Source organism: Kribbella alba, from assembly GCF_039529635.1.
GTDB classification, from domain to species: Bacteria; Actinomycetota; Actinomycetes; order Propionibacteriales; family Kribbellaceae; genus Kribbella; species Kribbella alba.
Genome location: NZ_BAAANE010000013.1, coordinates 39,559 through 61,847 on the forward strand (window position 1 = coordinate 39,559; position 22,289 = coordinate 61,847).

General features: G+C 68.9%; 22 protein-coding genes. 12 read left to right on the forward strand and 10 right to left on the reverse strand.

Features of this window, described 5'->3' with window-relative positions:
• Window positions 1-30: 30 nt before the first annotated feature.
• The 3 genes from ABD210_RS30035 to ABD210_RS30045 all read left to right on the forward strand — a co-directional run bounded on the left by ABD210_RS30035 (window position 31) and on the right by ABD210_RS30045 (window position 1,760).
• Window positions 31-333, forward strand: a complete 303-nt coding sequence (locus ABD210_RS30035; RefSeq protein ID WP_344116090.1) for a GNAT family N-acetyltransferase — start codon at window positions 31-33, stop codon at window positions 331-333.
• Window positions 330-863, forward strand: coding sequence for a YbaK/EbsC family protein (locus ABD210_RS30040; RefSeq protein WP_344116093.1), 534 nt, complete (start codon window positions 330-332; stop codon window positions 861-863). Before ABD210_RS30035 ends, ABD210_RS30040 begins: the two co-directional genes overlap by 4 nt.
• A gap of 66 nt (window positions 864-929) precedes the next feature.
• On the forward strand, window positions 930-1,760 hold the full coding sequence (locus ABD210_RS30045) for a helix-turn-helix domain-containing protein (protein WP_344116237.1): 831 nt from the start codon (window positions 930-932) through the stop codon (window positions 1,758-1,760).
• A gap of 43 nt (window positions 1,761-1,803) precedes the next feature.
• On the opposite strand, the gene ABD210_RS30050 is transcribed toward ABD210_RS30045, so the two are convergent.
• Window positions 1,804-2,235, reverse strand: coding sequence for an organic hydroperoxide resistance protein (locus ABD210_RS30050; protein WP_425552765.1), 432 nt, complete (start codon window positions 2,233-2,235; stop codon window positions 1,804-1,806).
• Between the two features lie 43 nt (window positions 2,236-2,278).
• Complete coding sequence (locus tag ABD210_RS30055; RefSeq protein ID WP_344116095.1) at window positions 2,279-3,232, reverse strand: quinone oxidoreductase family protein; 954 nt, start codon at window positions 3,230-3,232, stop codon at window positions 2,279-2,281.
• A gap of 133 nt (window positions 3,233-3,365) precedes the next feature.
• Here ABD210_RS30055 and ABD210_RS30060 point away from each other — a divergent pair, with 133 nt between their 5' ends.
• Window positions 3,366-4,034, forward strand: coding sequence for a TetR/AcrR family transcriptional regulator (locus ABD210_RS30060; RefSeq protein ID WP_344116097.1), 669 nt, complete (start codon window positions 3,366-3,368; stop codon window positions 4,032-4,034).
• On the opposite strand, the gene ABD210_RS30065 is transcribed toward ABD210_RS30060, so the two are convergent.
• The 4 genes from ABD210_RS30065 to ABD210_RS30080 all read right to left on the reverse strand — a co-directional run bounded on the left by ABD210_RS30065 (window position 4,018) and on the right by ABD210_RS30080 (window position 8,361).
• Window positions 4,018-4,764, reverse strand: a complete 747-nt coding sequence (locus tag ABD210_RS30065; protein WP_344116098.1) for a sulfite exporter TauE/SafE family protein — start codon at window positions 4,762-4,764, stop codon at window positions 4,018-4,020. The two genes, ABD210_RS30060 and ABD210_RS30065, sit on opposite strands and share 17 nt — an antisense overlap.
• Window positions 4,765-4,906: 142 nt before the next feature.
• Window positions 4,907-6,067 (reverse strand): SPFH domain-containing protein, encoded by a 1,161-nt coding sequence (locus ABD210_RS30070; RefSeq protein WP_344116100.1) that lies wholly within the window; start codon window positions 6,065-6,067, stop codon window positions 4,907-4,909.
• Window positions 6,068-6,326: 259 nt separating this feature from the next.
• Window positions 6,327-6,863 (reverse strand): NfeD family protein, encoded by a 537-nt coding sequence (locus tag ABD210_RS30075; protein WP_344116102.1) that lies wholly within the window; start codon window positions 6,861-6,863, stop codon window positions 6,327-6,329.
• A gap of 715 nt (window positions 6,864-7,578) precedes the next feature.
• Entirely contained in the window at window positions 7,579-8,361 is a 783-nt protein-coding gene (locus ABD210_RS30080; RefSeq protein ID WP_344116103.1) for an ABC transporter ATP-binding protein, read from the reverse strand.
• Window positions 8,362-8,449: 88 nt separating this feature from the next.
• On the opposite strand from ABD210_RS30080, the gene ABD210_RS30085 reads away from it, so the two are divergent.
• Together ABD210_RS30085 and serB are read left to right on the forward strand one after the other, a co-directional pair.
• Entirely contained in the window at window positions 8,450-9,184 is a 735-nt protein-coding gene (locus ABD210_RS30085) for a hypothetical protein (RefSeq protein WP_344116105.1), read from the forward strand.
• Between the two features lie 27 nt (window positions 9,185-9,211).
• Window positions 9,212-10,432, forward strand: a complete 1,221-nt coding sequence (serB, locus tag ABD210_RS30090; protein WP_344116106.1) for a phosphoserine phosphatase SerB — start codon at window positions 9,212-9,214, stop codon at window positions 10,430-10,432.
• Here the strand turns inward: serB and ABD210_RS30095 are convergent.
• Window positions 10,425-11,246, reverse strand: a complete 822-nt coding sequence (locus ABD210_RS30095) for a hypothetical protein (protein ID WP_344116107.1) — start codon at window positions 11,244-11,246, stop codon at window positions 10,425-10,427. The genes serB and ABD210_RS30095 overlap by 8 nt on opposite strands.
• Window positions 11,247-11,411: 165 nt before the next feature.
• Here ABD210_RS30095 and ABD210_RS30100 point away from each other — a divergent pair, with 165 nt between their 5' ends.
• Window positions 11,412-12,332 carry a GNAT family N-acetyltransferase gene (locus ABD210_RS30100; RefSeq protein WP_344116109.1) on the forward strand — a complete coding sequence of 307 codons (921 nt, stop codon included), beginning with the start codon at window positions 11,412-11,414 and terminating at the stop codon, window positions 12,330-12,332.
• A 160-nt stretch (window positions 12,333-12,492) separates the two neighbouring features.
• The gene (locus ABD210_RS30105) at window positions 12,493-13,905 is read left to right on the forward strand and encodes a glycoside hydrolase family 16 protein (protein ID WP_344116110.1); all 1,413 of its coding nucleotides are present in this window, start codon (window positions 12,493-12,495) and stop codon (window positions 13,903-13,905) included.
• Window positions 13,906-14,060: 155 nt separating this feature from the next.
• Here the strand turns inward: ABD210_RS30105 and ABD210_RS30110 are convergent, their stop codons facing one another.
• On the reverse strand, window positions 14,061-14,645 hold the full coding sequence (locus ABD210_RS30110) for a TetR/AcrR family transcriptional regulator (protein ID WP_344116112.1): 585 nt from the start codon (window positions 14,643-14,645) through the stop codon (window positions 14,061-14,063).
• Between the two features lie 89 nt (window positions 14,646-14,734).
• On the opposite strand from ABD210_RS30110, the gene ABD210_RS30115 reads away from it, so the two are divergent.
• The 3 genes from ABD210_RS30115 (at window position 14,735) to cphA (ending at window position 19,287) form a co-directional block, all read left to right on the forward strand.
• Entirely contained in the window at window positions 14,735-15,259 is a 525-nt protein-coding gene (locus ABD210_RS30115; protein WP_344116113.1) for a hypothetical protein, read from the forward strand.
• A 126-nt stretch (window positions 15,260-15,385) separates the two neighbouring features.
• Window positions 15,386-16,465 carry a cyanophycinase gene (locus ABD210_RS30120; RefSeq protein WP_344116115.1) on the forward strand — a complete coding sequence of 360 codons (1,080 nt, stop codon included), beginning with the start codon at window positions 15,386-15,388 and terminating at the stop codon, window positions 16,463-16,465.
• Window positions 16,462-19,287 (forward strand): cyanophycin synthetase, encoded by a 2,826-nt coding sequence (cphA, locus tag ABD210_RS30125; protein ID WP_344116117.1) that lies wholly within the window; start codon window positions 16,462-16,464, stop codon window positions 19,285-19,287. The genes ABD210_RS30120 and cphA overlap by 4 nt, the downstream gene beginning before the upstream one ends.
• A gap of 97 nt (window positions 19,288-19,384) precedes the next feature.
• Here cphA and ABD210_RS30130 read toward each other — a convergent pair whose 3' ends face one another.
• Window positions 19,385-19,996 (reverse strand): RraA family protein, encoded by a 612-nt coding sequence (locus ABD210_RS30130; protein WP_344116119.1) that lies wholly within the window; start codon window positions 19,994-19,996, stop codon window positions 19,385-19,387.
• Window positions 19,997-20,557: 561 nt separating this feature from the next.
• Here ABD210_RS30130 and ABD210_RS30135 point away from each other — a divergent pair.
• Window positions 20,558-21,445 (forward strand): ACT domain-containing protein, encoded by an 888-nt coding sequence (locus ABD210_RS30135; protein WP_344116121.1) that lies wholly within the window; start codon window positions 20,558-20,560, stop codon window positions 21,443-21,445.
• Here the strand turns inward: ABD210_RS30135 and ABD210_RS30140 are convergent.
• Window positions 21,419-22,270 (reverse strand): hypothetical protein, encoded by an 852-nt coding sequence (locus ABD210_RS30140; RefSeq protein WP_344116122.1) that lies wholly within the window; start codon window positions 22,268-22,270, stop codon window positions 21,419-21,421. The genes ABD210_RS30135 and ABD210_RS30140 overlap by 27 nt on opposite strands.
• Window positions 22,271-22,289: the final 19 nt, after the last annotated feature.

Genomic DNA, 22,289 nt, shown 5'->3' on the forward strand with positions numbered 1-22,289 from the left:
CCGTCGTGCCGGCTGGCTAGAGTTGCTCGCATGGAGAACGACATCCGCGTCCTGGACGCCAAGGAGCAGAGCCGGTACGAGGCCCGCGACGCCGACGACAACCTGATGGGGTTCGTCGACTACAAGCTGGCCGGTCCGGCGATCGCCTTCCTGCACGCCGAGACACTGCCGGACTTCCGGGGACGTGGCGTCGCCGGCCGGATCGCGTCGAAGTCGCTCGACGACGCACGCGAGGCGGGGCTGCGGGTCAGGCCGCTCTGCCCCTTCTACCAGGACTACCTGGCCGAGCACGCCGAGTACGCGGACCTCGTCGACGGGCAGGACGCCCAGTGACGGCACCGGCGATGGGCAACCTCGACTGGCAGCCGGCCGCCCAGGTCCCGGACCTGCTGGCGGAGCCCGTCCGCACCGGCCTCGGCGACCTGCCGGCCTCCGCGGCGGCGATCGACCCGACCCTGGCCGACACGGCCGCCTTCTGCGCGGAGTACGACGTACCGATGGCTGCCTCGGCGAACTGTGTGATCGTGCACGGCAAGCGCGCCGGCGAGTCGACGTACGCCGCGGTGATGGTGCTGGCGACCCACCGGGCGGATGTCAACGGGGTGATCCGCAAGCACCTCGGCGTCCGCAAGATCTCGTTCGCGGCCCAGGACGACGCGGTCTCCTCGACCGGGATGGAGTACGGCGGCATCACCCCGATCGGGCTGCCGGCGGACTGGCCGGTGCTCGTCGACGAGGCGGTCGCCCAGGCCGGTCCGGTGGTCATCGGCAGCGGGATCCGGGCCTCGAAACTGCTCGTCGAGGGCACCGACCTGGCCAAACTCCCCACCGCGACGGTGCTCGCCCTCGCCTCTCCCGCCTGAACTCCGGATAACATCAGCAACGTGACGGTGGCTGGGGGCGAAGGCGGACCGACCGCGCTGCGGATCATGCTCGGCGGGCACCTGCGCCGGATGCGTGAGGCGGCCCGGATCAGCCGCGCGGACGCCGGCTGGCAGATCCGCGCCTCGGAGTCCAAGGTCAGCCGGATGGAGCTCGGCCGGGTCGGCTTCAAGGAGCGTGACGTCAGCGACCTGCTGGATCTCTACGGACTGCAGGACGAGCAGGAGCGCAGCCGGCTGATGGAGCTCGCCCGGGCCGCGAACAACCCCGGCTGGTGGTCGCGGTACGGCGATGTGATGCCCAGCTGGTTCGCCAACTACGTCGGGCTCGAGGTGGCGGCCAAGCTGATCCGGACGTACGAGGTGCTCTTCGTGCCCGGCTTACTGCAGACGGAGACCTATGCCCGGGCCGTCGTCCAGCTCGGCAAGGCGTACCTGCCGCCGGACGAGATCGATCAGCGCGTCGCACTCCGGGTGACCCGGCAGCAGATCCTCACCAGGGCGGATCCGGTCCGGCTGTGGGTCGTGATCGACGAGGCCGTGCTGCGGCGTCCGATCGGCGGGCGGGATGCGATGTGCGAGCAGATCGAGCACCTGCTGAAGGTCTCGCAACTGCCGAACATCACCCTGCAGGTGATGCCTTTCAGCAGCGTCGGCTACCCGGGTGCCGGTGGCGCGTTCACGATCATGCGGTTCCCGGAGGGCGATCTGCCGGACGTCGTCTACATCGAGCACGCGGCGAGCGCGTTGTACCTCGACAAGCTCGAGGACCTGGACGAGTACGCGGCCATCATGGACGCACTGACCATCGCGGCGGCCCCGGTGAACGAGACTCCCGCCAGGCTGACCGAGGCCCTCGAGCGGATGCGAAAGAGCTGAGGGCCGGCGGAGTCACCACCGGCCCTCGGTCGAACCGTCAGGGTCAGACGACGGTCAGGGTGAACTTGAGGTTGCCGCGGGTGGCGTTGGAGTACGGGCACACCTCGTGGGCCTTCGCGACCAGCTCCTCGGCGGCAGCGCGCTCGACGCCGGGCAGGGACACCTCCAGGGCTACCTCGAGGCCGTAGCCGGCGCCGCCGTTGATCGGGCCGATGCCGACCACCGCGGTGACGGTCGAGCCCTCGCTGTCCTGGCGGGCCTTGCGGGCGACCAGCTTCAGGGCGCTGTGGAAGCAGGACGCGAAACCGGCCGCGAAGAGCTGCTCGGGGTTCGTACCGTCGCCCGTGCCGCCCATCTCCTTCGGCGGCGCGACGGTGACGTCGAGCTTGCCGTCGTCGGTCGCGGTGCGGCCGTCACGGCCGCCTTCGGCGGTGGCGCGGGCGGTGTACAGAACCTTCTCTACTGCGATTGTCACTGGTGGAACTCCTCTTTCGGGGCGGGATATTTTCCGGACTGGATCAGCGGGTGGGGTCGAGCAGGAGCTTGCCGACAGTCCGGCGGGCTCGCATGTCTTCGTGGGCGGTGGCGATCTCGGAGAGCGGGTAGTCGCCGCCGGTGATCGGGTGCAGCTTGCCCTCGACGGTCAGGGCGAACAGCTCGTTCAGCGGGTCACCGAGCAGGGCCGGGTTGTGGAAGCAGTCCGCCAGCCAGAAGCCGGCGACCGTCTTGGAGCCCTTCATCAGCCGGCCGGGCTCGATCGGCTTGGCGCTCTGCCGGGAGGCCGCCCCGAAGGTGACGAGGCGACCGAAGCGGCCCAGCGCGTCGAACGACTCGTCGAACGTCCGGCCGCCGACCATCTCCAGCACGATGTCGACCGGCTTGCCGTTGTTCGCCTCGATGATGCGGTCCTTCAGCCCCTCGGGCGTGCCGTCGATGGCGGCGTCCGCACCGAGGTCCAGCACCTGCTTGCGCTTGTCCTCGGTCGACGCGGTGGCGATCACACGACCTGCGCCCCAGAGCTTGGCAAGCTGCACAGCGAGCGAGCCGACACCGCCGGCGCCCGCATGCACAAGCACCGACTCCCCCGGCGTCAGGTGGGTCGACGTCTTCAGCAGATGCCAAGCGGTCGTGCCCTGCAGCACCAGCGCCAGGGCGTCCCCGTCACTGACACCCTCCGGCACGTCGAACGCGTATGGCGCGTGTGCAACCGCCTTCTCCGCATACCCGCCGGAACCGACCAGAGCGACCACCCGGCGACCGTCCGGGGTGTGGCCGACGACCTCGCCGCCCGGGATCAGCGGCAGCTCCGCCTTCGACAGGTAGCTGTTCTCGACCTGATGGGTGTCGGCGTAGTTGACGCCCGCCCGGTCGACGGTGATCAGGACCTGGCCCTCGCCCGGCACCGGCTCCTCGACGTCACGGACCTCGAGGACCTCGGGGCCACCGAACTCGGTGATCTGTACGGCTCGCACGCTGATCTTCCCTTCACGTCTTCGGCTGCGGTTGGCTGCTCTACGGTGTACTATACACCGTACGTTATAGCTTCACGAGGTGACCTTGATCGCGGCCACCAGCCGCGAGAGGTGCCCAGAAAGGGGATCGACCATGCCAGCCGGCCGGACCAGGACGCCGCGGAACACCCTCAGCCCCGAGCTGATCGTGCGCACCGCGCTCGACCTGATGGAGGCCCAGGGCAACGACGCGTTCAGCCTCCGCGGCCTCGCCGCCGAGCTGGGCGTCGGCCCGATGGCCCTCTACACCTACTTCCGGAACAAGGACGACCTGTACGACGCGGTCCGCGACCACCTGATGGCCCTGGTCCCCGGGGTGCCGGAAGATGCTCCGTGGCCGGACCAGGTCCGGGCGGTCTGCCGGGGCCTGCGCCGGCTGATGTTGCAGCATCCTTGCCTCGCGCAACTACTGGCGAGCCGCCCGCTGAGTGGCCACGAAACCGCCCGGGTCGCGGAAGGACTGCTCGGCGTACTGCGCTCGGCCGGGTTCGACAAGGAGACGGCGGCCCGGACGCACACGACCCTGTTCACCTACGTGCTCGGCGCGACCTCGTGGGAGATCCAGATGGCCGCGGAGCGAGGGAATCCCGAGGGTTGGCGGCGGCTGCGGACCACGATGGCGACGCTGTCGCCGGAGGAGTTCCCCACGGTCGTCGAACTGGCCCCCGAGTTGTCCCGGACCACCGGCGGCGACGAGCAGTTCGACTACGGGCTGGACCTCTTGCTCGCGGGTCTACAGCAGCAGGTCAGAACACCATCGTGACGATGGCGACGATGCCGATCATCACGATCAGGCCGCGCAGCGCGATCGGCGGCAGCTTCCGGCCGTAGCGGGCGCCGACGAATCCACCGATCGTCGAGCCGGCCGCGATCAGGCCGGCAGCCAGCCAGTCCACGTCCGCGACGAGGATGAACAGGATCGCGGCCACCGTGTTGACGACGGTCGCGAGCACGTTCTTCAGCGCGTTCATCCGTTGCAGGTTCGGGTCCAGCCCCAGGCCGAGGATCGCCATCAGCAGGACACCCTGAGCCGCACCGAAGTACCCGCCGTAGACGCCGGTTGCGAACACCGCCGGCATCACCCACCAGGCTCCGCGATGGGTGTGTTCGGGAACGCTGATCCACTTGGACAGCCACGGCTGCAGCGCCACCAGGAGGCAGCCAAGCAGGATGAGGCCGGGAACTATCGCCTTGAACGCGGAGTCCGGCAGCTTCAGCAGCAGCACTCCCCCGACGACGCCGCCGATGAGCGAGGCGGGAATCAGGCGGATCATCCGGCCGCGCTGGCCCGCGAGCTCGCGCCGGTAACCGATCGCGCCGGCCGCAGTACCGGGTGACAGCCCGATGGTGTTGCTCACGTTGGCCAGCACCGGCGGGATGCCGACAGCAAGCAACGCGGGGAAGGTCAGCAGAGTGCCCGAACCCACCACCGCGTTGATCGTGCCCGCGCCCATCCCCGCCAAAAAGACGAACAGCGCCTCGAACCATGTCATCGTTGCCAGACTCTACGCACCTGACACCTGCTCGCGCCTGCACGTCCGACGGGTGAACGCTCAATGATGTTCAACGTCACACGGCCCGCCCCACACCGTCGTGGTGTCAGGCGGGCCGTGTGCGGTGCGTAGTACCAGGTCGTCAGCGGTCCTGCGGAGGCTCGGCCGCCGGCGGAGCAACAGGCTCGGGGCTCGCCGTGACAGCAGGCGTCGCGGTCTGGCTGCGGGAACTGACGGCCGCATTCTGAGCGGCCGCGATGGCTTCCTGTACTGCGTGGTCTGCCTCGGCGACGGCTGCATCAGGAGTCGCCGCCGTCCCCATCCCGCTGTCGACCTGAACGGCTGCCGAGTCACCCAGTTCGGGCGCCGGGAACGGACCCTCGGCCTTCTGGGTGATGCCGGCGATCTGGCCGACGGCACTGCCGAGGCCCTCCATCGCCTTGCCGATCTCGCTCGGGATGATCCACAGCTTGTTCGAGTCGCCTTGAGCGATCGACGGCAGCATCTGCAAGTACTGGTAGGCCAGCAGCCCCTGGTCCGGTTTGCCGGCGTGGATCGCGTTGAAGACGGTGGTGATGGCCTGCGCCTCACCCTGCGCCTTCAGGATCCTGGCCTCCCGCTCGGCCTGCGCACGAAGGATGCGGGACTCCCGATCACCTTGTGCGGTGAGGATCGCGGACTGCTTCTGCCCCTCGGCCGACAGGACCGCGGACTGCCGCATACCTTCCGCGGTGAGGATCGCGGCGCGCTTGTCACGGTCGGCGCGCATCTGCTTCTCCATCGAGTCCTGGATCGAGGGCGGCGGGTCGATCGAGCGCAGCTCCACCCGGTTCACCCGGATGCCCCACTTGCCGGTCGCCTCGTCCAGCACGTAGCGGAGCTTCTCGTTGATCTCCTCGCGGCTGGTCAGCGTCTGCTCCAGATCCATGCCACCGATGATGTTTCGCAGCGTCGTCATGGTCAGCTGCTCGATCGCCTGGATGTAGTTGGAGATCTCGTACGTCGCCCGGACCGGGTCGTTCACCTGGAAGTAGATGACGGAGTCGATCGACACCATCAGGTTGTCCTCGGTGATGACGCCCTGCGGCGGGAACGCGACGACCTGCTCACGCATGTCGATCGTGTAGCGCACCTTGTCGACGAAGGGGGTCAGCAGGTTCAGGCCGGGCTGCAGGCCGACCTTGAACTTCCCGAACCGCTCCACGATACCGACGGTCTGCTGCTGCACGACCCGGACGGACTTGGCCAGTGTGACGACCACCAGCAGGGCGACCAAAGCCAGCACTATGAGGAACGCGGTCACAATGACCCTCCACTCGAAGAACCCTCAGGACGGACAGTCTTTCCTATCGACGGGCCACTGACCACCGCGGTTCCCTCACGATCCGGCTACCTGATCAGGAAGCTTGTCAGACGATCCGGAACCCCTGTGGCAGGTGCGCCGAAGGCAACGACGTCCTCACTTCCGACAGTACTTCGCGCGCACCGCCGCTCAAGCAATGTCAAGCGGCGCGGCGGCCGTGGAGGTTCTTGACGGGTCAGCCGTTAGCGACCCGTAAGACCTACTGAGGCGGTTCGGGATCCTTGCCGCTGTCCGGGGACGCGCCGCCCTGGCCGAGCTCGGGCTGGTGATGGCTCAGCGGATCGCCGATCGGATAGACGACCGCGGTCGCGCCGTCGATCAACATCACCTCGACCCGGGTGCCCGGCGGAATCGTGGAAACCTCGTCGTACGGGCTGGCGGTCCACAGCTCGCCGCCGAGCTTGACCGAGCCGCCGCCGTCCGGATGGATCTCCTTCACCACCACGCCGGTCCGGCCGATCACGTGCTGGGAACCGGTCTTCAGCTCGCCCCCGTGGTGCAGTTTGCGGACCAGGAGTGGACGGATCGCGGCCAGCATCGCGGCGGAGGTGATCAGCCCGACGACGATCTGGAGCCACAGCAGGTGCGGGAAGAAAGCGCCCACGCCAGCTGCGGTGATCGCCCCCGCCGCCAGCATCAGCAGCGTGAAGTCCAGCGAAGCGAGCTCCGCCAGACCGAGTACAGCGGCGATCGCGAGCCAAGCCGCCCAGACGTTGTCCCGCAGCCAATCCATCATCTGCCAAGCCTATCCGCCATCGGGCCTGGAAACAGGCCCGTCGCCCCCTCCGACGCACGCGCCGCCCCGCCGGATTCCTCCTACGTCCGAACAACCGCGGGGCTGACCCCTCACCCCTTCGGACGCAAGCACCGCGCCGGACGCTTGGGGCGCCGGGGGGCGGATCTCCGGTTGGGGGTCAGCTTCAGCTTGGGGTACCACTGCGACGGGGTGGTCACCCCCTCCGCCGTACCTGCCCTTGCGTCCGAACAACCGCAGGGCAGGACCCGCAGTACCTCGGACGCAAGCACCCCGAACACCCCGCCCACCCCCGACTCCCGGCCTTGCGTCCGAACAGCCGCAGGGCAGGACCCGCAGTACCTCGGACGCAACCACCCCGAACACCCCGCCCACCCCCGACTCCCGGCCTTGCGTCCGAACAACCGCAGGGCAGGACCCGCAGTCCCTCGGACGCAAGCACCCAGAACACCCCGCGCACCCCCGACTCCCGGCCTTGTGTCCGAACAACCGCGGGGCGGGACCCGCAGTACCTCGGACGCAAGCACCCCGAACACCCCCGCACGCCACCTTGCGTCCGAACGAGCGCGGGGCAGGACCCGCAGTACCTCGGACGCAAGCACCCCGAACACCCCGCCCAACCCCCGCGCACCACCTTGCGTCCGAACAACCGCGGGGCAGGACCCGCACTACTTCGGACGCAAGCGTGGAGGGGCGGTCAGAGGGCGCGGGCGGAGTAGCGGCCGTCTTGGTGGTCGAGGGTCAGGGGGAGGTCGAAGGTCTCGCTCAGGGTCGGGGCGGTGAGGGCCTGGTCGATCGGCCCGGCGGCTACGATCCGGCCCTGCTTCAACAGCAAGGCGTGGGTGAAGCCGGGCGGGATCTCCTCGACGTGATGCGTGACGAGCACCATCGCGGGGGAACCTTCAGCGGTCGCGATCGAGCTCAGCGACCGGACCAGTTGCTCGCGGCCGGTCAGGTCGAGCCCGGCGGCCGGTTCGTCGAGCAGCATCAGCTCGGGATCCGTCATCAGCGCCCGGGCGATCTGGACCCGTTTGCGCTCGCCCTCCGACAGAGTCCCGAAGGTGCGCTCGCTGAGGTGACCGATGCCCAGCTCGGTCAGCAGCTCCTTGGCCCGCTGGTGGTCCTGCTCGTCGTACTCCTCGCGCCAGCGGCCGAGCACGGCGTACGAAGCAGAGACGACCACATCGGAGACTCGCTCCGAGCGTGGCAGTCGGTCGGCGAGGGCGGCGCTGGTCAGGCCGATCCTCGGTCGCAGCTCGAACACGTCGACCGCGCCGAGGACCTCGCCGAGCAGTCCGGCGACCCCGGTGGTCGGGTGCATCTGGGCCGCCAGGATCTGCAGCAGGGTCGTCTTGCCGGCACCGTTCGGCCCGATCACCACCCACCGGTCGGCCTCGTCGACGGACCAGTCGATGTCGTCCAGCAGGCGCGCATCACCACGGACGATCGAGACGCCGGCCAGCTCCACCACAGCAGTCATGGGCCAAAACCTACGTGGTCGGCATCAACAGGTCGCGCCGACCCTGCTGGTGTCGGGCGGACCTGATCCGGATGGGACACTGGAGGGCGTGCTGACCACTGCCGCCTCGGTGCGGTTCACCGTCTGGACCAACGCGATGCTGACCGGTGCCTGCGACCCGGACACCGCCGCGCACAAGATCCTCGGCGAGGACGTCGGCCATCACGTGTCCGGACTCGCGGCACATCCCGCACCCGCGACCTTGCCCGTCGCCCTGAACCTGCTGCGCGCCGCGGGTGCCACCCAGGCCCACCTCGCACTGCCGATCCCCGGCGACCCGATCGGACTGGCCGGACCACCTACTTTCAACGAGGCCGCCCTGGAGACGGGCGAGGCCGTAGTACTGAGTGGGGCCGAGATCGGTCTGGTTCCTTCGTACGTCGGGCCTGCCGTGCAGTGGACTGTGCTACCCGCGACGAGCCCGCAGCCGGCGGACTTCGGCGAGGCCGACCGGGGACTTCGCGCGGCGTTGATCCAGGCGGCCGAATCCCTCGCGGCGCTCGAGGTGGCGAGGTGGAAGCCCGAGGTCGCGGACGCGCTGATCGACATCCGGCGGATCGGGACGGGCAAGGGCGATGACCTTGCCCCCGGCTACGAAGCTCGTGCGGTGAAGACGGCGGCCACCGCCCGGCGATGTCTGGCGATCGCGGATGCCGCCCTGGAAGACGACGGGGCCGCAGTGACCGGCGCCGAAGCCGATGCCCGGCGGCGCGCGCTGCTCGATCTGGCGGCGGCCGCGCGGCGTGCGCTCGTCGCGGCATGTGGACCGCCCACCAACCGTTAACCGGTCTTGGGTAGCGTCATCCCTGTCATGACTGGACAGGCTGAGCAAGAGACGACCGCGCTGGATCGCCCGACCCTGCTCGTCACCCTCACCGGTACGGACCGGCCGGGCCTGACGTCCGCAGTACTGTCCACTCTGGCCGGCCGCGGCCTGGACGTGATCGACGCGGAACAGGTCGTACTGCGGGGCCGTCTGGTGCTGGGCGTCCTGCTGACGGCTCCGCGCGACCACAAGGACCTGAAGAAGGATCTGCAGACCTTGGCGAAGAGCCTCGAGGTCGAGATCGACGTCAAGAAGGGCGTCGGCGACAACGAACCCCGCCGCAAGGGCCGCAGCCAGGTGACGGTGATCGGCAATCCCCTGTCGGCCGCGGGTCTGGCTGCGATCGCGGGGCGGATCGCCGACACCGGCGCGAACATCGACCGGATCAGCCGGATGGCGCGGTATCCCGTCACGGCGATGGAGATCGCGGTGTCCGGTGCCGACCCGGACAACCTCCGCGCGGTGCTCGCGATGGAGGGTGTCGCCCAGGGGCTCGACGTCGCAGTACAGGCGGGTGGTTTGTACCGGCGGGCCAAACGGCTGATCGTGATGGATGTCGACTCGACCCTGATCCAGGGCGAGGTGATCGAGATGCTCGCCTCGCACGCGGGCCGGCTCGAGGAAGTTGCCGAGGTCACCGAAAAGGCGATGCGCGGCGAGCTCGACTTCGCCGAGTCGCTGCGGCACCGGGTCGCCAGGCTCGAGGGTTTGCCGGCGACGGCCCTCGACGAGGTGTACGCCGCGATCGAGCTCGCGCCGGGCGCCCGGACGCTGGTGCGGACGTTGAAGCGGCTGGGGTACCAGTTCGCCATCGTCAGCGGCGGGTTCAGCCAGATCACCGACAAGCTGGCGGCGGACCTCGGCATCGATTTCGCCGCGGCGAACGTGCTGGAGATCGTCGACGGCAGGCTCACCGGCAAGGTGGTCGGGGACATCGTCGACCGGGCCGGCAAGGCGACGGCGCTACGGCGCTTCGCGGCCTCCTCGGGCACACCGCTGTCCCAGACGGTCGCGATCGGCGACGGCGCGAACGACCTCGACATGCTCGCCGCGGCCGGCCTCGGGATCGCCTTCAACGCCAAGCCGGTCGTCCGTGCGGCGGCCGACACCCACCTGAGCGTGCCCTACCTGGACACGATCCTCTATCTGCTCGGCATCAGCCGCGAAGAGGTAGAAGCCGCCGACGCTGCCAGCGACCTCACCTGACCTTCGCCAGCTTGCCCGCGGGCGGAGCTGCGATGGTGACCCGCTGGCCGAACCTGCTCAACATCGCCCGGAAGCTCGTAGCGTTGCCGTCCTTGTCCGCCAGCACGAACTCGATCCGCCGCGGCAGGTCGTTGTCGTCCACTGCGATCGACACGCTCAGGCTCGTCGACGTCCGCTTCAGGTCGCTTCGATCCAGGAAGCCGCGCAGCGCGTTCGCCGCGACCGCCTTGTTCAGGTCGATCGTGAAGAGGTACTCCAGCGAGTCGACCCTGTCGATGGTGAACTGGCCGCCAGGCTTGAATCCGGTCGCGTATGCCGTCGCCGCGACCATCTGGTAGGCCAGCGCCCGGCTGAGCTGTATGGCGGCCGACTCGGCAACCGCACGAGCGCCAGCGGTCTTGCTCTTCGGGTTCACCTTGGCCCACGGGCCTTTCGTACCACCGGTCAGCTCGGCGTCCTGCACGTAGACGGAGTCGCCGATCCGGACCAGCTGGTTGGCGCCGTCGACGACAGCCAGGTCGGTCACAGCACCCTTCATCCGCACGGTCGTGGTGACCTTGACGTCGTCGTCCCAGGAGCCCTTGTCGAGCAGGAAGGTCTCCACCCGGAAGGTGCTCTTGGCCTTCAAGGCCGCCAGCACTCTGGATGCGAAGTTGACCTTCGTCAGCTCTGCCTTGGCGGCCGCGGGTGAGGTGGAGGCAGGGCTCACGGTGCTCTTGACCTCCGCCGACGGTCGCTCGTCCGAGGTCCCACAGGCAACCGGCAGGATCAGTACTGCGCTCAGCGTGATCGCACGCGGAAGGGTGACACGCACAGCGGACTCCTCGTCGATCTGAGGGTCTTGCTGCGCTCGTTTCAGGTCGACCCGGTTCAGAGCACAGATGATGACAGAAACACGGGCGATCGCGCGGCGGATCCGCGTTGCAACAACCTGCAAACGAGTTTGCCAAGGGTGGTTGACGAGCAGAGGATCTGGAGCATGTCTGCTGAGCTCGTGCTGCCGGTCGGATACACCGGGCGGGCGGCAACGCTCGACGATGTCGACGCGATCCACCGATTGATGGCGGCAGGTGAGCAGGCGCTGAACGGGCGGGTCGAGGTCGCTCCGGACGGTGTCAGGGCGGATCTCCTTCGGCCCGGCCTGGTCTTGGCTGCGGATACCCGGCTCGTCCAGGACGTCGCCGGCAATGTCGCCGCCTGGGCTTGGCAGAACCAGGGCCGACGGTCGCAGATCGATGTCCACCCTGCCTTCCGCGGGCAAGGGATCGGCGGCGCCTTGCTCGACTGGGCCGAGGCACGGGCGGCAGAGCGCGGCAGTCAGCAGGCGGCGCAGACGGTTGACGACAAGGACCTCGCGGCGACTGCATTGCTGCGCTCGCGCGGGTACGAAGTACTCGCGACCAACTGGCTGCTCGAGATGCCGGTCGCGACCGAGCCGCTGCTGCCCGAACTCCCGGCGGACATCCACGTGCGTCCTTTCCAGCCGGGCGACGAGAAAGCGGCGTACCGACTGATCCAGGACGCCTTCGACGAGTGGCAGCCACGGCGGCAGCCGTACGACGAGTGGGCCCGGCTGATGATCGAGCGGGAGAGTTTCGTCGCGGAGGTCTCGCCGGTGGCGTTCGTCGGAGACGAGCTCGTCGGAGCGGCGCTGTGCCTGGACGTTCCCGGTAGCGATGAGGGGTATGTCGAGCAACTGGCCGTCCGTCGGGACCAGCGGAACAAGGGGCTCGCCCGTGCCCTGCTCGCCGTGGCAAGCACGGAGTTCTACCGCCGGGGATCGAGGAACCTCACGCTCTGGACGCACTCCGGGACCGGGGCACTGGCGATGTACGAGCGCCTCGGCATGACCGTCAGGCGGAGTACGACGGTCTATCGCAAGCCGCTCTCCGCCTCCTAGCGGAGGTCGTGATCGAGAGTGAACGGAAGCGGTTCCGGGGACTACCTTGGGTGAGAACCGTAACGAGGCGTTGACACACGGCTATGAGAGCGCTCCCATGGGGTGCAATTCATCGTCGGCGTCGCTCTGGTGAGGCGCCGGCCAGACCGTGGAGGTCACCATGCGTTCCCGCCCGAAGCACCCATCCCCACGTCGCCGCACCATCCTCAGCGCGCTGCTCGCCCCGATCCTGGTCGCCGTCCCGCTCACGATCGCGGCCCAGGCCAGCGTGCCGCCACCGGCCCCCGGCTGGACCACAGTCTGGAGTGACGACTTCAACGGCGCGAGCGGCTCGCTGCCGTCCAACGCGAACTGGATCATCGACACCGGCCACGGCTACCCCGGCGGCCCGGGCAACTGGGGCACCGGCGAGATCCAGAACTACACCAACAGCACCAACAACCTCGCTCTCGACGGCGCCGGCAATCTCCAGATCACTCCCCGGCGCGACGGCGCCGGCAACTGGACGTCGGCCCGGATCGAGACCCAGCGGAGCAACTTCAAGCCACCGGCCGGCGGTGTCCTCGCGATCGAGGGACGGATCCAGATGCCCAACGTGACCGGCAATGCCGCGCTCGGGTATTGGCCCGCGTTCTGGGCGCTCGGCCAGCCCTATCGCGGCAACTACTGGAACTGGCCGGGCATCGGCGAGTTCGACATCATGGAGAACGTCAACGGGATCAACTCCGTCTGGGGTGTGCTGCACTGCGGCGTCAACCCGGGCGGCCCGTGCAACGAGACCAGCGGCATCGCGAACAGCCGCGCGTGCCCCGGCGCGTCCTGCCAGTCCGCCTTCCACACCTACCGGTTCGAGTGGGACACGAGCATCTCGCCGAACCAGTTCCGCTGGTATGTCGACGGCACCCAGTTCCACTCGGTCAGCCAGGGTCAGCTCCCGGCAGACACCTGGGCCAACATGACGTCGCACGCGGGCTACTTCATCCTGCTGAACCTCGCGATCGGCGGAGCCTTCCCGGACGCGCTCAACGGGCCGACCCCGCGGGCGGAGACAGTGCCCGACCGCCCGATGGTGGTCGACTACGTGGCTGTCTCGACGCGCGGTGGCGGCACTCCCCCGACCACCCCGCCCACTACCCCGCCCACCAACCCGCCGGGCGGTGGGGGCAGCGCCTACAGCACGATCCAGGCCGAGTTATTCAGCCAGCAGGGCGGAGTCGGCGTGGAGACGACGACAGACTCGGGCGGCGGCCAGAACCTGATGCAGGTGGGCAACGGTGACTGGGCGCTCTACCCGGGCATCGACTTCGGAAGCTCGGCCGCGCACCAGTTCGTCGGCAGGGTCGCGTCCGGCGCGGCGGGTGGGGTCAGCGGACTCGTGGAGGTCCGCCTGGACAGCAGGTCGAACCCACCGATCGGCAGCTTCGCCATCGCCAACACCGGCGGCTGGCAGAGTTGGCGGAACGTCCCGGCCAACATCAGCGCGGTCACTGGGGTTCACGACGTCTACCTGACCTTCACGAGCGGCCAGCCGGCCGACTTCGTGAACGTCAACTGGTTCACCTTCGGCCACTGAGCTCCGAGGGGTGGTGCCGCGCCCGACACCACCCCTCTCAGCTCTGTCGGGCGATCTCGGCCGCCGGCCGTGCCTTCACCACGTCGACCTCACTGGCCCAGGATGGCCTGTCCGGAGCACTCGATGTTGATCCCGTCAGGCTCAGGATCCAGGCTCTAGCGCGCCGGGTCAGTGGCCGTGGTCTTCAGGGGGCGGTTGAGTAGCAGATCGGCAGCGCGGACGAGGACCTGGGCTCGGGTGCGGTCGCCGTGGTCGGCGACGAGGAAGTGCTCGCCGATCGCTACACAGAAGGCAAGCAGGCTGCGGGCCTCGACCTCGTCGGCATCGAAGCAGAAGGTGCCGATCATCTCGCGCAGCAGCGCCATGCGCCGGTTGTCCACCCGTCGCAGGCGCTCGGCGACCGCCGCGTCGCGCCGGGCCCAGTCTCGGATCGCGAGGTCGATCGGCAGCAGGCGGTCGCTGGAGAAGGTGAGCACGCCCGCGCGCTGGATTTTGGTCCTCGGATCGCCGCCCTCGCGCTCGACGCGGTCCATCACCTCATCGGTGCTCTCCCGCTCCCAGGCGTCCAGCATCGCCTCCAGCAGCGCGTCGCGGTCGGGGAAGGCCCCGTAGAACCCGCCTTTCGTGACGCGGAGCCTCTTCGCCAGCGCCTCGACGCGGACGGCATCCGGGCCGCCGGCGGCGAGCGCCTGCAACCCCTGCTCGATCCACTTGTCACGCGGCGTGCGCGTCGCGTTCACGCTGTGCCTCACCCCTCCCTATACGCCACCGTATAAACGGGGGTAGCCTGCTTTTATACGGCATCGTATACATGAACGGAGACAATGACATGACCGCCGGCTTTGTTGACAGCGCCGTGGGGACGCACAACATCCCCGAGGCCGTCCGCGCGCTCACCTCGTTGCCTGACATCGACTACGCCGACCTGTTCGCCCTCCCCACGGACGCGGACGCAACACCGGAGCAGTGGGCTCGGGCGATGTTCGGCGACGTCCCCAGCGTCGCGGAGCTGCTGATCTGGCGCGGTCTCCTCGGTCTCCGACTCAGCCGAGGACGATCGCCGGCCACCGTGGCCGGATGGCAGATCGGTGAACGTGGCGAAGATTGGATCCGGCTCGAAGCTGCTTCCTGGTTTCTGACCGGCAACCTCCTTGTACAGACAGCCGCTGGGCGGGTGTCGCTGGGGACCTTCCTGCACTATGACCGGCGCCTCGGCAACGGCGTGTGGCCCCCGTTGTCCGCCATCCATCGTCGACTGGTACCCGGGTTGCTCCGCGACGCCACGGCAAGGATTCGAGCACTCGATGAGGCACGGACAGCCGTCGTGGGCAAGGGCGGCCGACAGCATGACTGAGCATTGGCCTGGCCGACGCTGAAGCAGCCCGACCTGGACCAGGCACTCCTCCAGCTTCACGATGGGCACCACGCCCGGGGTGACTGAGGGCGTGGGCCGGGGGCGACACCACCTATCCTTCCGCTTATGTCAGAACAGCAGGGTGGGGTGAACGGCGGGCCGGGGGCCCTGTTCGCCATCGGTGGCGCCGAGGACAAGCTGAAGAAGCGGACGGTGCTGCAGGAGTTCGTCGAGGCGGCCGGCGGGTCGAAGGCCCGGATCGTCATCGTGCCGACCGCTTCCGCGCTCGGCCCGGACGTCGTCGACGTGTACTCCGCGCTGTTCGCCGCCCTCGGGGCCGCCAGCGTGGTCGGGGTCCGCCCGGAGAACCGCGAGGACGCCGACGACCCCACCTTCATCGAGCCGCTGACCGAGGCGAGCGGCATCTTCATGACCGGCGGCAACCAGCTGAAGCTGAGCGGTGTGGTCACCGGTACTGCGTTCGGCCGGGCCGTGACCGCGGCGCATGCCCGCGGCGCGGCCGTCGGTGGTACGTCGGCCGGCGCGAGCATCCTCGCCGAGCACATGATCGCGTTCGGGCGGTCCGGGGCGACTCCGCGGCAGCGGATGAGCCAACTGGCCGGCGGACTCGGCCTGGTCCAGGGCGCGATCGTGGACCAGCACTTCGCCCAGCGCAACCGGTACGGCCGGCTGCTGTCCCTGGTCGCCCAGTCGCCCGGGCTGCTCGGGATCGGGATCGACGAGGACACCGCGGCCGTAGTACGGGGTAGTCATCTGGAGGTGGTCGGCCGCGGCGCGGTGACCATCTTCGACGGCAGCCGGATCACCTCGAACGCGCACTACGCGACCCGGTCCGAGGCGATCCTCGCGTCCGGCGTGGTGTTGCACGTGCTGCCGGCGACCTCGACCTTCGATCTGAAGGCACGGGCGCTGCTGTCCTACGGCAAGCAGCCACCCGCGGAGGAGATCGCCTCGATCGAGGCCGCCGAGGCGGACCTGCGGGCTCTGGCCAAGGAGATCGCGGCCGAGGGGGTGTCGCCCGCGTACTACGCCGAGCGCAAGCGCCGCGCCAGCCGCAAGACGGCCAAGGCCGCCAGATCCGCGGCCGCCGGTCAGTCCAGACCGGAGGCGACCGAGCCGTTGAGCGCGGGCGCCGAACTCAGCACGCCAGACACCGAGCCACAACCAGACAGTGGGACCGCATGACCGACACCGCCGCTGACCAGACCCAGACGCACGGCACCCCCAACCCAGACCTGAAGATCATCGAGACCCGCGTCTACCGCGGTCCGAACGTCTGGAGCTACGAACCGGCCATCCAGCTGGTGGTCGACCTCGGTTCGCTGGAGAACTTCCCGTCCAACACGATCCCCGGGTTCACCGAGCGGCTGCTGGAGTTCCTCCCCCGCCTCGACCAGCATCACTGCTCACGCGGTCGCCGTGGCGGGTTCATCGAGCGGCTGCAAGAAGGAACCTGGCTCGGCCACATCGCCGAACACGTCTCGCTCCAGCTCCAGCAGGAGGCCGGCCACGACATGCGGCGCGGCAAGACCCGCCAGGTGAAGGGCGTCCCGGGCCGTTACAACATCGTCTACGCGTACGCCGACGAGGGTGTCGGCGTGGCCGCGGGTGAGCTCGCTGTCCGGTTCGTGAACTACCTGGTCCAGCCCACTGCGGAGTTCGACTTCACCACGGAGCTGGAGAAGTTCATCAAGCAGGCCGAGCGGAGCGCGTTCGGGCCGTCGACCCAGGCGATCGTGGACGAGGCCGTGTCCCGGGACATCCCGTGGATCCGGCTGAACAAGTTCAGTCTGGTCCAGCTCGGCCAGGGCGTGCACGCGAAGCGGATCCGGGCCACCATGACGTCCGAGACCGGCTCGATCGCGGTGGACGTGGCCAGCGACAAGGACCTGACCACGAAGCTGCTCGCCTCGGCCGGCCTGCCGGTCCCGCGGTCGGACTCCGTCCGCAGTGTCGAGGATGCCGTCGCGGTGGCGAACAAGATCGGCTATCCCGTCGTCTGCAAGCCGCTCGACGGCAACCACGGCCGCGGTGTCTGCCTGAACCTGCAGGACGCGAACGCCGTACGGGAGGCCTTCCCGATCGCGGCCGAGCAGTCGCGGCGAGGCTCGGTGATCGTGGAGAACTTCGTCACCGGCAAGGACTACCGCTGCCTGATCATCAACGGGCGGATGGAGGCCATCGCCGAGCGGGTGCCCGCGCATGTCGTCGGCGACGGGGTCCACACGGTGGCCGAGCTGGTCGACATCACCAACGCGGATCCCCGCCGAGGGGTCGGACACGAGAAGATCCTGACCCGGATCACGGTGAACGAGGCCGCGCGCGAACTGGTCCGCAGCCAGGGCTTCGAGCTGGACGACGTGCCGCCCGAGGACACGATGGTGAAGCTGACCCTCACCGGCAACATGTCCACCGGCGGGATCTCGATCGACCGGACCTTCGAGGCCCACCCGGAGAACGTCGAGATCGCCGAGGAGGCCGCCCGGATGATCGGGCTGGACATCGCCGGCATCGACTTCATCTGCCCCGACATCACCCAGCCGGTCCGCGAGACCGGCGGCGCGATCTGCGAGGTGAACGCCGCGCCCGGGTTCCGGATGCACACCAACCCGACCATCGGCGACCCGCAGTACATCGCGAAACCCGTGGTGGACATGCTGTTCCCGCCCGGCGCGACCAGCCGGATCCCGATCGTGGCGGTCACCGGGACGAACGGCAAGACGACCACCTCGCGGATGATCAGCCACGTCTTCAAAGGCATGGGCCGCAAGGTCGGGATGACCTCGACCGACGGCATCGTGATCGACGAGCGGCTGGTGATCCGGTCGGACGCCTCCGGGCCGAAGTCGGCGCGGATGGTGCTGCAGAACCCGCGGGTCGACTTCGCGGTGTTCGAGGTCGCCCGCGGCGGGATCCTGCGGGAGGGCCTGGGCTATCAGCGCAACGACGTGGCGGTGGTGCTGAACATCCAGCCGGACCACCTGGGCATGCGCGGGGTGGACACCCTGGAGCAGCTTGCCGATGTGAAGGCCGTGCTGGTGGAAGCCGTGCCGCGCAACGGGTTCGCAGTACTGAACGCCGACGATCCGCTGGTCCGCAAGATGCGGCGGAAGTGCTCGGGCGAGGTCGTCTGGTTCAGCATCGCGGAGCCGGGCAGCGAGGTCCGCGAGTACATCGAGGGGCACTGCCGCCGCGGCGGGCGAGCGGTCGTCCTGGACCGATCCGACCTGGGCGACATGATCATCATGAAGCACGGGCGGCGCTCGATGCAGCTGGCCTGGACCCACTTGCTGCCGGCAACGTTCGGCGGCCGGGCGATGATGAACGTGCAGAACGTGATGGCGGCCGCCGCGGCTGCCTTCGCCGCCGGCGCTCCGCTGCACGACATCCGGCAGGGCCTGCGCACCTTCAACACCTCGTACTACCTGTCCCCCGGACGGCTGAACGAGATCGAGGTCGACGGCCGGACGGTGATCATCGACTACTGCCACAACGCGCCCGCGATGCGGATGCTGGGCGATTTCGTCGACAAGCTCGGCGAGAGCCTGAACGCGACCTCGGAGGTCGGCAGAGCGTCGAGGATCGGCGTGATCGCGACCGCGGGCGACCGGCGCGACGACGACATGCGCGAGCTCGGCGAGGTTGCGGCGCAGCATTTCGACGTCGTCATCGTGCGGGAGGACGCCCGGCTGCGCGGCCGCAAGCGAGGCGAGTCGGCCGAGCTGATCACTGAAGGGGTTCGCGCCGCGATGGAGAACGGCGCGCGCTGTCGTCAGGTGGAGACCGTGCTCGAGGAACTCGAGGCGGTCCAGCACGCGCTGGTCCGGTCGAACCCGGGTGATCTGGTGGTGCTCTGCGTAGATCAGCATCAGTCGGTGCTGGCCGAGCTGGAATCGGTGTCGCATCTTGCCCAGGCCGGAGCGCGTTCCGGCGACGAGGGCGGCGACCCGGACTTCGTCCAGCCCGAGCAGGAACCTGACACTGAAGCCGACCAGTCGGACGCTTAGCCGGACAGTGAGCGCGCGGCCAGGAACTCTTGCGTCCGAAGAACCCGGGGGCAGGCCCCGCGCTGTTTCGGACGCAATCGGTGGGTGCGGTGCGGGGTCAGGCCGGGAAGTCGTGATCGGCGAGGGTCTGGTCGATCTTGGCTCGGTGTGCGCGCTCCCAGTCGTCGAGCGTTTCGCCGGCCTCCTTGGCGAGTATCTTCCGGGCATCGATGAGGACCTGCTCCTGGCGGTCAGCCGGGACGACGACGATGCCCTCCTCGTCCGCGACCACGATGTCCCCCGGGTTCACCGTGACACCGCCGCACCGCACAGGGACGTTGAGCGGCTCGACGGCGCTCTTCGTCCCCGGGAACGGAACAACTCCCCTCGCGAAAACGGGGAACCCCAGCTCACGCACCTCGCCGACGTCGCGGATCACGCCGTCGGCGACGAACGCCACCACCCCACGGCGCTGAGCGACCGCACAGACGTTGCCGCCCGCGAGTGCGTAGTCCGCGTCACCCGCTTCGACGACGATGATCGAGCCAGGCTCCGCGCGATAGATTGCGGCATGCAGCATCAGGTTGTCACCCGGAGGGCATCGCACCGTGAACGCCGGTCCTGCCACCCGCCCGGAGTCCCACAGCTGGTGGATGCCGAGGTTCATCACCTGCTCACGCCCCAACACGTCAGCGAGAGTGGTCGGCGGAATTTCGCTGAAGTCGCTCATGGTCCTCTTTCGCTCGGGCGCTCACCTCATGGGCTTCCCCGCGCAACGGAGACCGCCTTCCCCTGCGGCCGCTTTCCCCTGCGGCCGCCGCCAGGCTAACCGAATCCCTCGCCCACCTCGCCGCCGCAGCCCTCCCGCAGCACCTGACCGGTCCTCCGTCCCGTTGGTTCCGAGGACCCCGAAGACCTCCGCGGAACGCCCTGGCGGATCCCTGGCCCGCCAGTCCTAGTGACCTCGGACACCTGCTGGGGACTGCGGACACGCCATTTCATGTTCGAGGTCCCGCCGCGGTGACCTCAGTCCCTCCTTCTGGCGGGTCCACGTTGGCCAGTTCGCCGGGTTCGCCGACTGGTTTGGTGGGTGAGCCGGCGCTCAGCTGTGGATTCCGGTCCTGGGTAGTCGCTTACCTGGACCACTGATCCACGACTCGGCGCGCGGCGGGCGGTCGCCCGGAACACCGCGGCTGGTGCTCGGCGGGTGCGGCGGTGGTTGGCGGCGCTGCGTGGTGAAGCTTCATCTTGGGGCAATGGGTGGGCAACAAGTGCCGGGCAGGCTGGAGTTATGGAACAGTTGCGGAAGGCTGTCACTGCTGGGGTGGCTTGTGAGGTGTGTGGGCGGTTGCCGCATCCGCGGCGGCTGCGGCTGGCCTTGGCCAAGCTCGCGGCGGTTCTGCCGGTGGAGCTTGCCCTGCATGCCGGAATCCTGGCGTTGCACCCGCCATACCTGGTGTCCGTCGGCCTGCTGGCGTTGATCACCACGGCTTTGGTGATCTGGGTGGTCGAACCGTCGACGATGCATCTGCTGCGGAGCTGGCTGCACGCGCCCGGGCATCACCTGCGCCGGGAGGTGCACGAGACGATCGGCCGGGCGCCTTCGCTGTGGCGGATCCGGGTCACGCTCGATGACCAGGCCGGGGAGCTCGAGCGGCTGACGCATCGGCTGACCGAGGTGGACGCCAACATCCTCGGACTGGAGGTGCACCCGGTGCTCGACGGCGTCCGTGATGAGTTGGTGGTGTCCACGCCGGACACGGTCAGCGCGGGCGGATTGCTGGACGCGCTCGACGCAGCCGGCGTACGGGAAGCGCACATCTGGCCGACGACGGCGCTCGCGTTGGTCGACGGACAGACCGAGGCGCTGAACCTCTCGGCGAGGGTTGTCGCCGATCCGGCCGAGTTGCCTCATGCGGTTGCCGAACTGCTCGGTGCGCGGCTTGTCACCGATCAGTTGGCGATCGCCAAGGGGTTGTTGCCCAGCGATGGCACGATGCTCAAGATCCCGTCGCCGTGGAGCGGGCTCTTCGTGTTCACCCGGCCAGGGGAACCGTTCACGCCGGCCGAGTCCGCGCGGGCCCACCGGCTCGCCCAGGTCGCCGAGATCTCGCGCAGCCTGCACGCCGAACCGGGCGTCGGGCTCCAGCCGTCAGCCGACGGTTTCGCGCCGGGCTAGCAGGCGGCGCTTAGGTTCTTGCCGGTCGATCCAGTCGAGGTCGTCGGACAGGACGGCGTCGTTGCCACGATCGTCGTACGGCGAAGGCGGCGGAGGTGGCGGCGGCAACGCGCGGACCTTGAGCGCGACCATCGGGATCGCCAGGAGCACCGCCAGCACGAGCCACGGCCAGTAGTTCCGCAGGAGTGGTTCGAAGGCTTGGAAGAACGCGTCCGTGGCCGCGTTCGCGACGTCGTCGGTCGACCGACCGTGCGACTCGGCGACGGTCTTCACCCCGTCCACGACCGCGAACGACGCCAAATAGACCGCTGCCAACGGCAACCAGTAGTACGCCGAGGGCCAGCCGCGCCGCCAGCACCCGACGTACAGCAGCAAGGCGAGACCGATGGCCACCAGCAGGCCGTTGAGCTGCCAGAGCCAGCGCCAACCCTCCAGCTCAACTGCGGGTCGCAGCGCATACCAGGCCACCGGCACGGCGAGCGCAAAGGCGGCGATCACCGAACTCCGGGTGCCCAGGGCACCGAAAAACGCGCCGACCGCACTTGCCGCGAGCAAGGAGATCAGCAAAGCCCTGCTGTCGAACGAGTTCACGCTGAGCCACCAGGTGCCGGCAGCAACCACCAGCACCAGCGGCACGGCAAGGCGGATCCGCTGGACCAGCAGCCCGGCCAGCACTCCCCCGGCGAATCCGCCCAGCACCAAGAGGTCCGTCCGGGGCGTCACGAACGTGGTCGCACCGTCGGGTAACCCCTTCAGATAGGTCGGCGAGAAGCCGACCACGAACCAGGCGATCACCGCCGCCGGCACCGACCACAAGTAGCGCATGACACCCCGATCAGGCCCG

Coding starts and splice junctions, on each gene's coding strand:
- ABD210_RS30035 (WP_344116090.1), top strand. CDS start 31: ATGGAGAACGACATCCGCGTCCTGGACGCCAAGGAGCAGAGCCGGTAC.
- ABD210_RS30045 (WP_344116237.1), top strand. CDS start 930: ATGCTCGGCGGGCACCTGCGCCGGATGCGTGAGGCGGCCCGGATCAGC.
- ABD210_RS30115 (WP_344116113.1), top strand. CDS start 14,735: ATGACCGCCGGCTTTGTTGACAGCGCCGTGGGGACGCACAACATCCCC.
- ABD210_RS30060 (WP_344116097.1), top strand. CDS start 3,366: ATGCCAGCCGGCCGGACCAGGACGCCGCGGAACACCCTCAGCCCCGAG.
- ABD210_RS30105 (WP_344116110.1), top strand. CDS start 12,493: ATGCGTTCCCGCCCGAAGCACCCATCCCCACGTCGCCGCACCATCCTC.
- ABD210_RS30065 (WP_344116098.1), bottom strand. CDS start 4,764: ATGACATGGTTCGAGGCGCTGTTCGTCTTTTTGGCGGGGATGGGCGCG.
- ABD210_RS30075 (WP_344116102.1), bottom strand. CDS start 6,863: ATGATGGATTGGCTGCGGGACAACGTCTGGGCGGCTTGGCTCGCGATC.
- cphA (WP_344116117.1), top strand. CDS start 16,462: ATGACCGACACCGCCGCTGACCAGACCCAGACGCACGGCACCCCCAAC.
- ABD210_RS30120 (WP_344116115.1), top strand. CDS start 15,386: ATGTCAGAACAGCAGGGTGGGGTGAACGGCGGGCCGGGGGCCCTGTTC.
- ABD210_RS30130 (WP_344116119.1), bottom strand. CDS start 19,996: ATGAGCGACTTCAGCGAAATTCCGCCGACCACTCTCGCTGACGTGTTG.
- ABD210_RS30135 (WP_344116121.1), top strand. CDS start 20,558: ATGGAACAGTTGCGGAAGGCTGTCACTGCTGGGGTGGCTTGTGAGGTG.
- serB (WP_344116106.1), top strand. CDS start 9,212: ATGACTGGACAGGCTGAGCAAGAGACGACCGCGCTGGATCGCCCGACC.
- ABD210_RS30100 (WP_344116109.1), top strand. CDS start 11,412: ATGTCTGCTGAGCTCGTGCTGCCGGTCGGATACACCGGGCGGGCGGCA.
- ABD210_RS30080 (WP_344116103.1), bottom strand. CDS start 8,361: ATGACTGCTGTGGTGGAGCTGGCCGGCGTCTCGATCGTCCGTGGTGAT.
- ABD210_RS30140 (WP_344116122.1), bottom strand. CDS start 22,270: ATGCGCTACTTGTGGTCGGTGCCGGCGGCGGTGATCGCCTGGTTCGTG.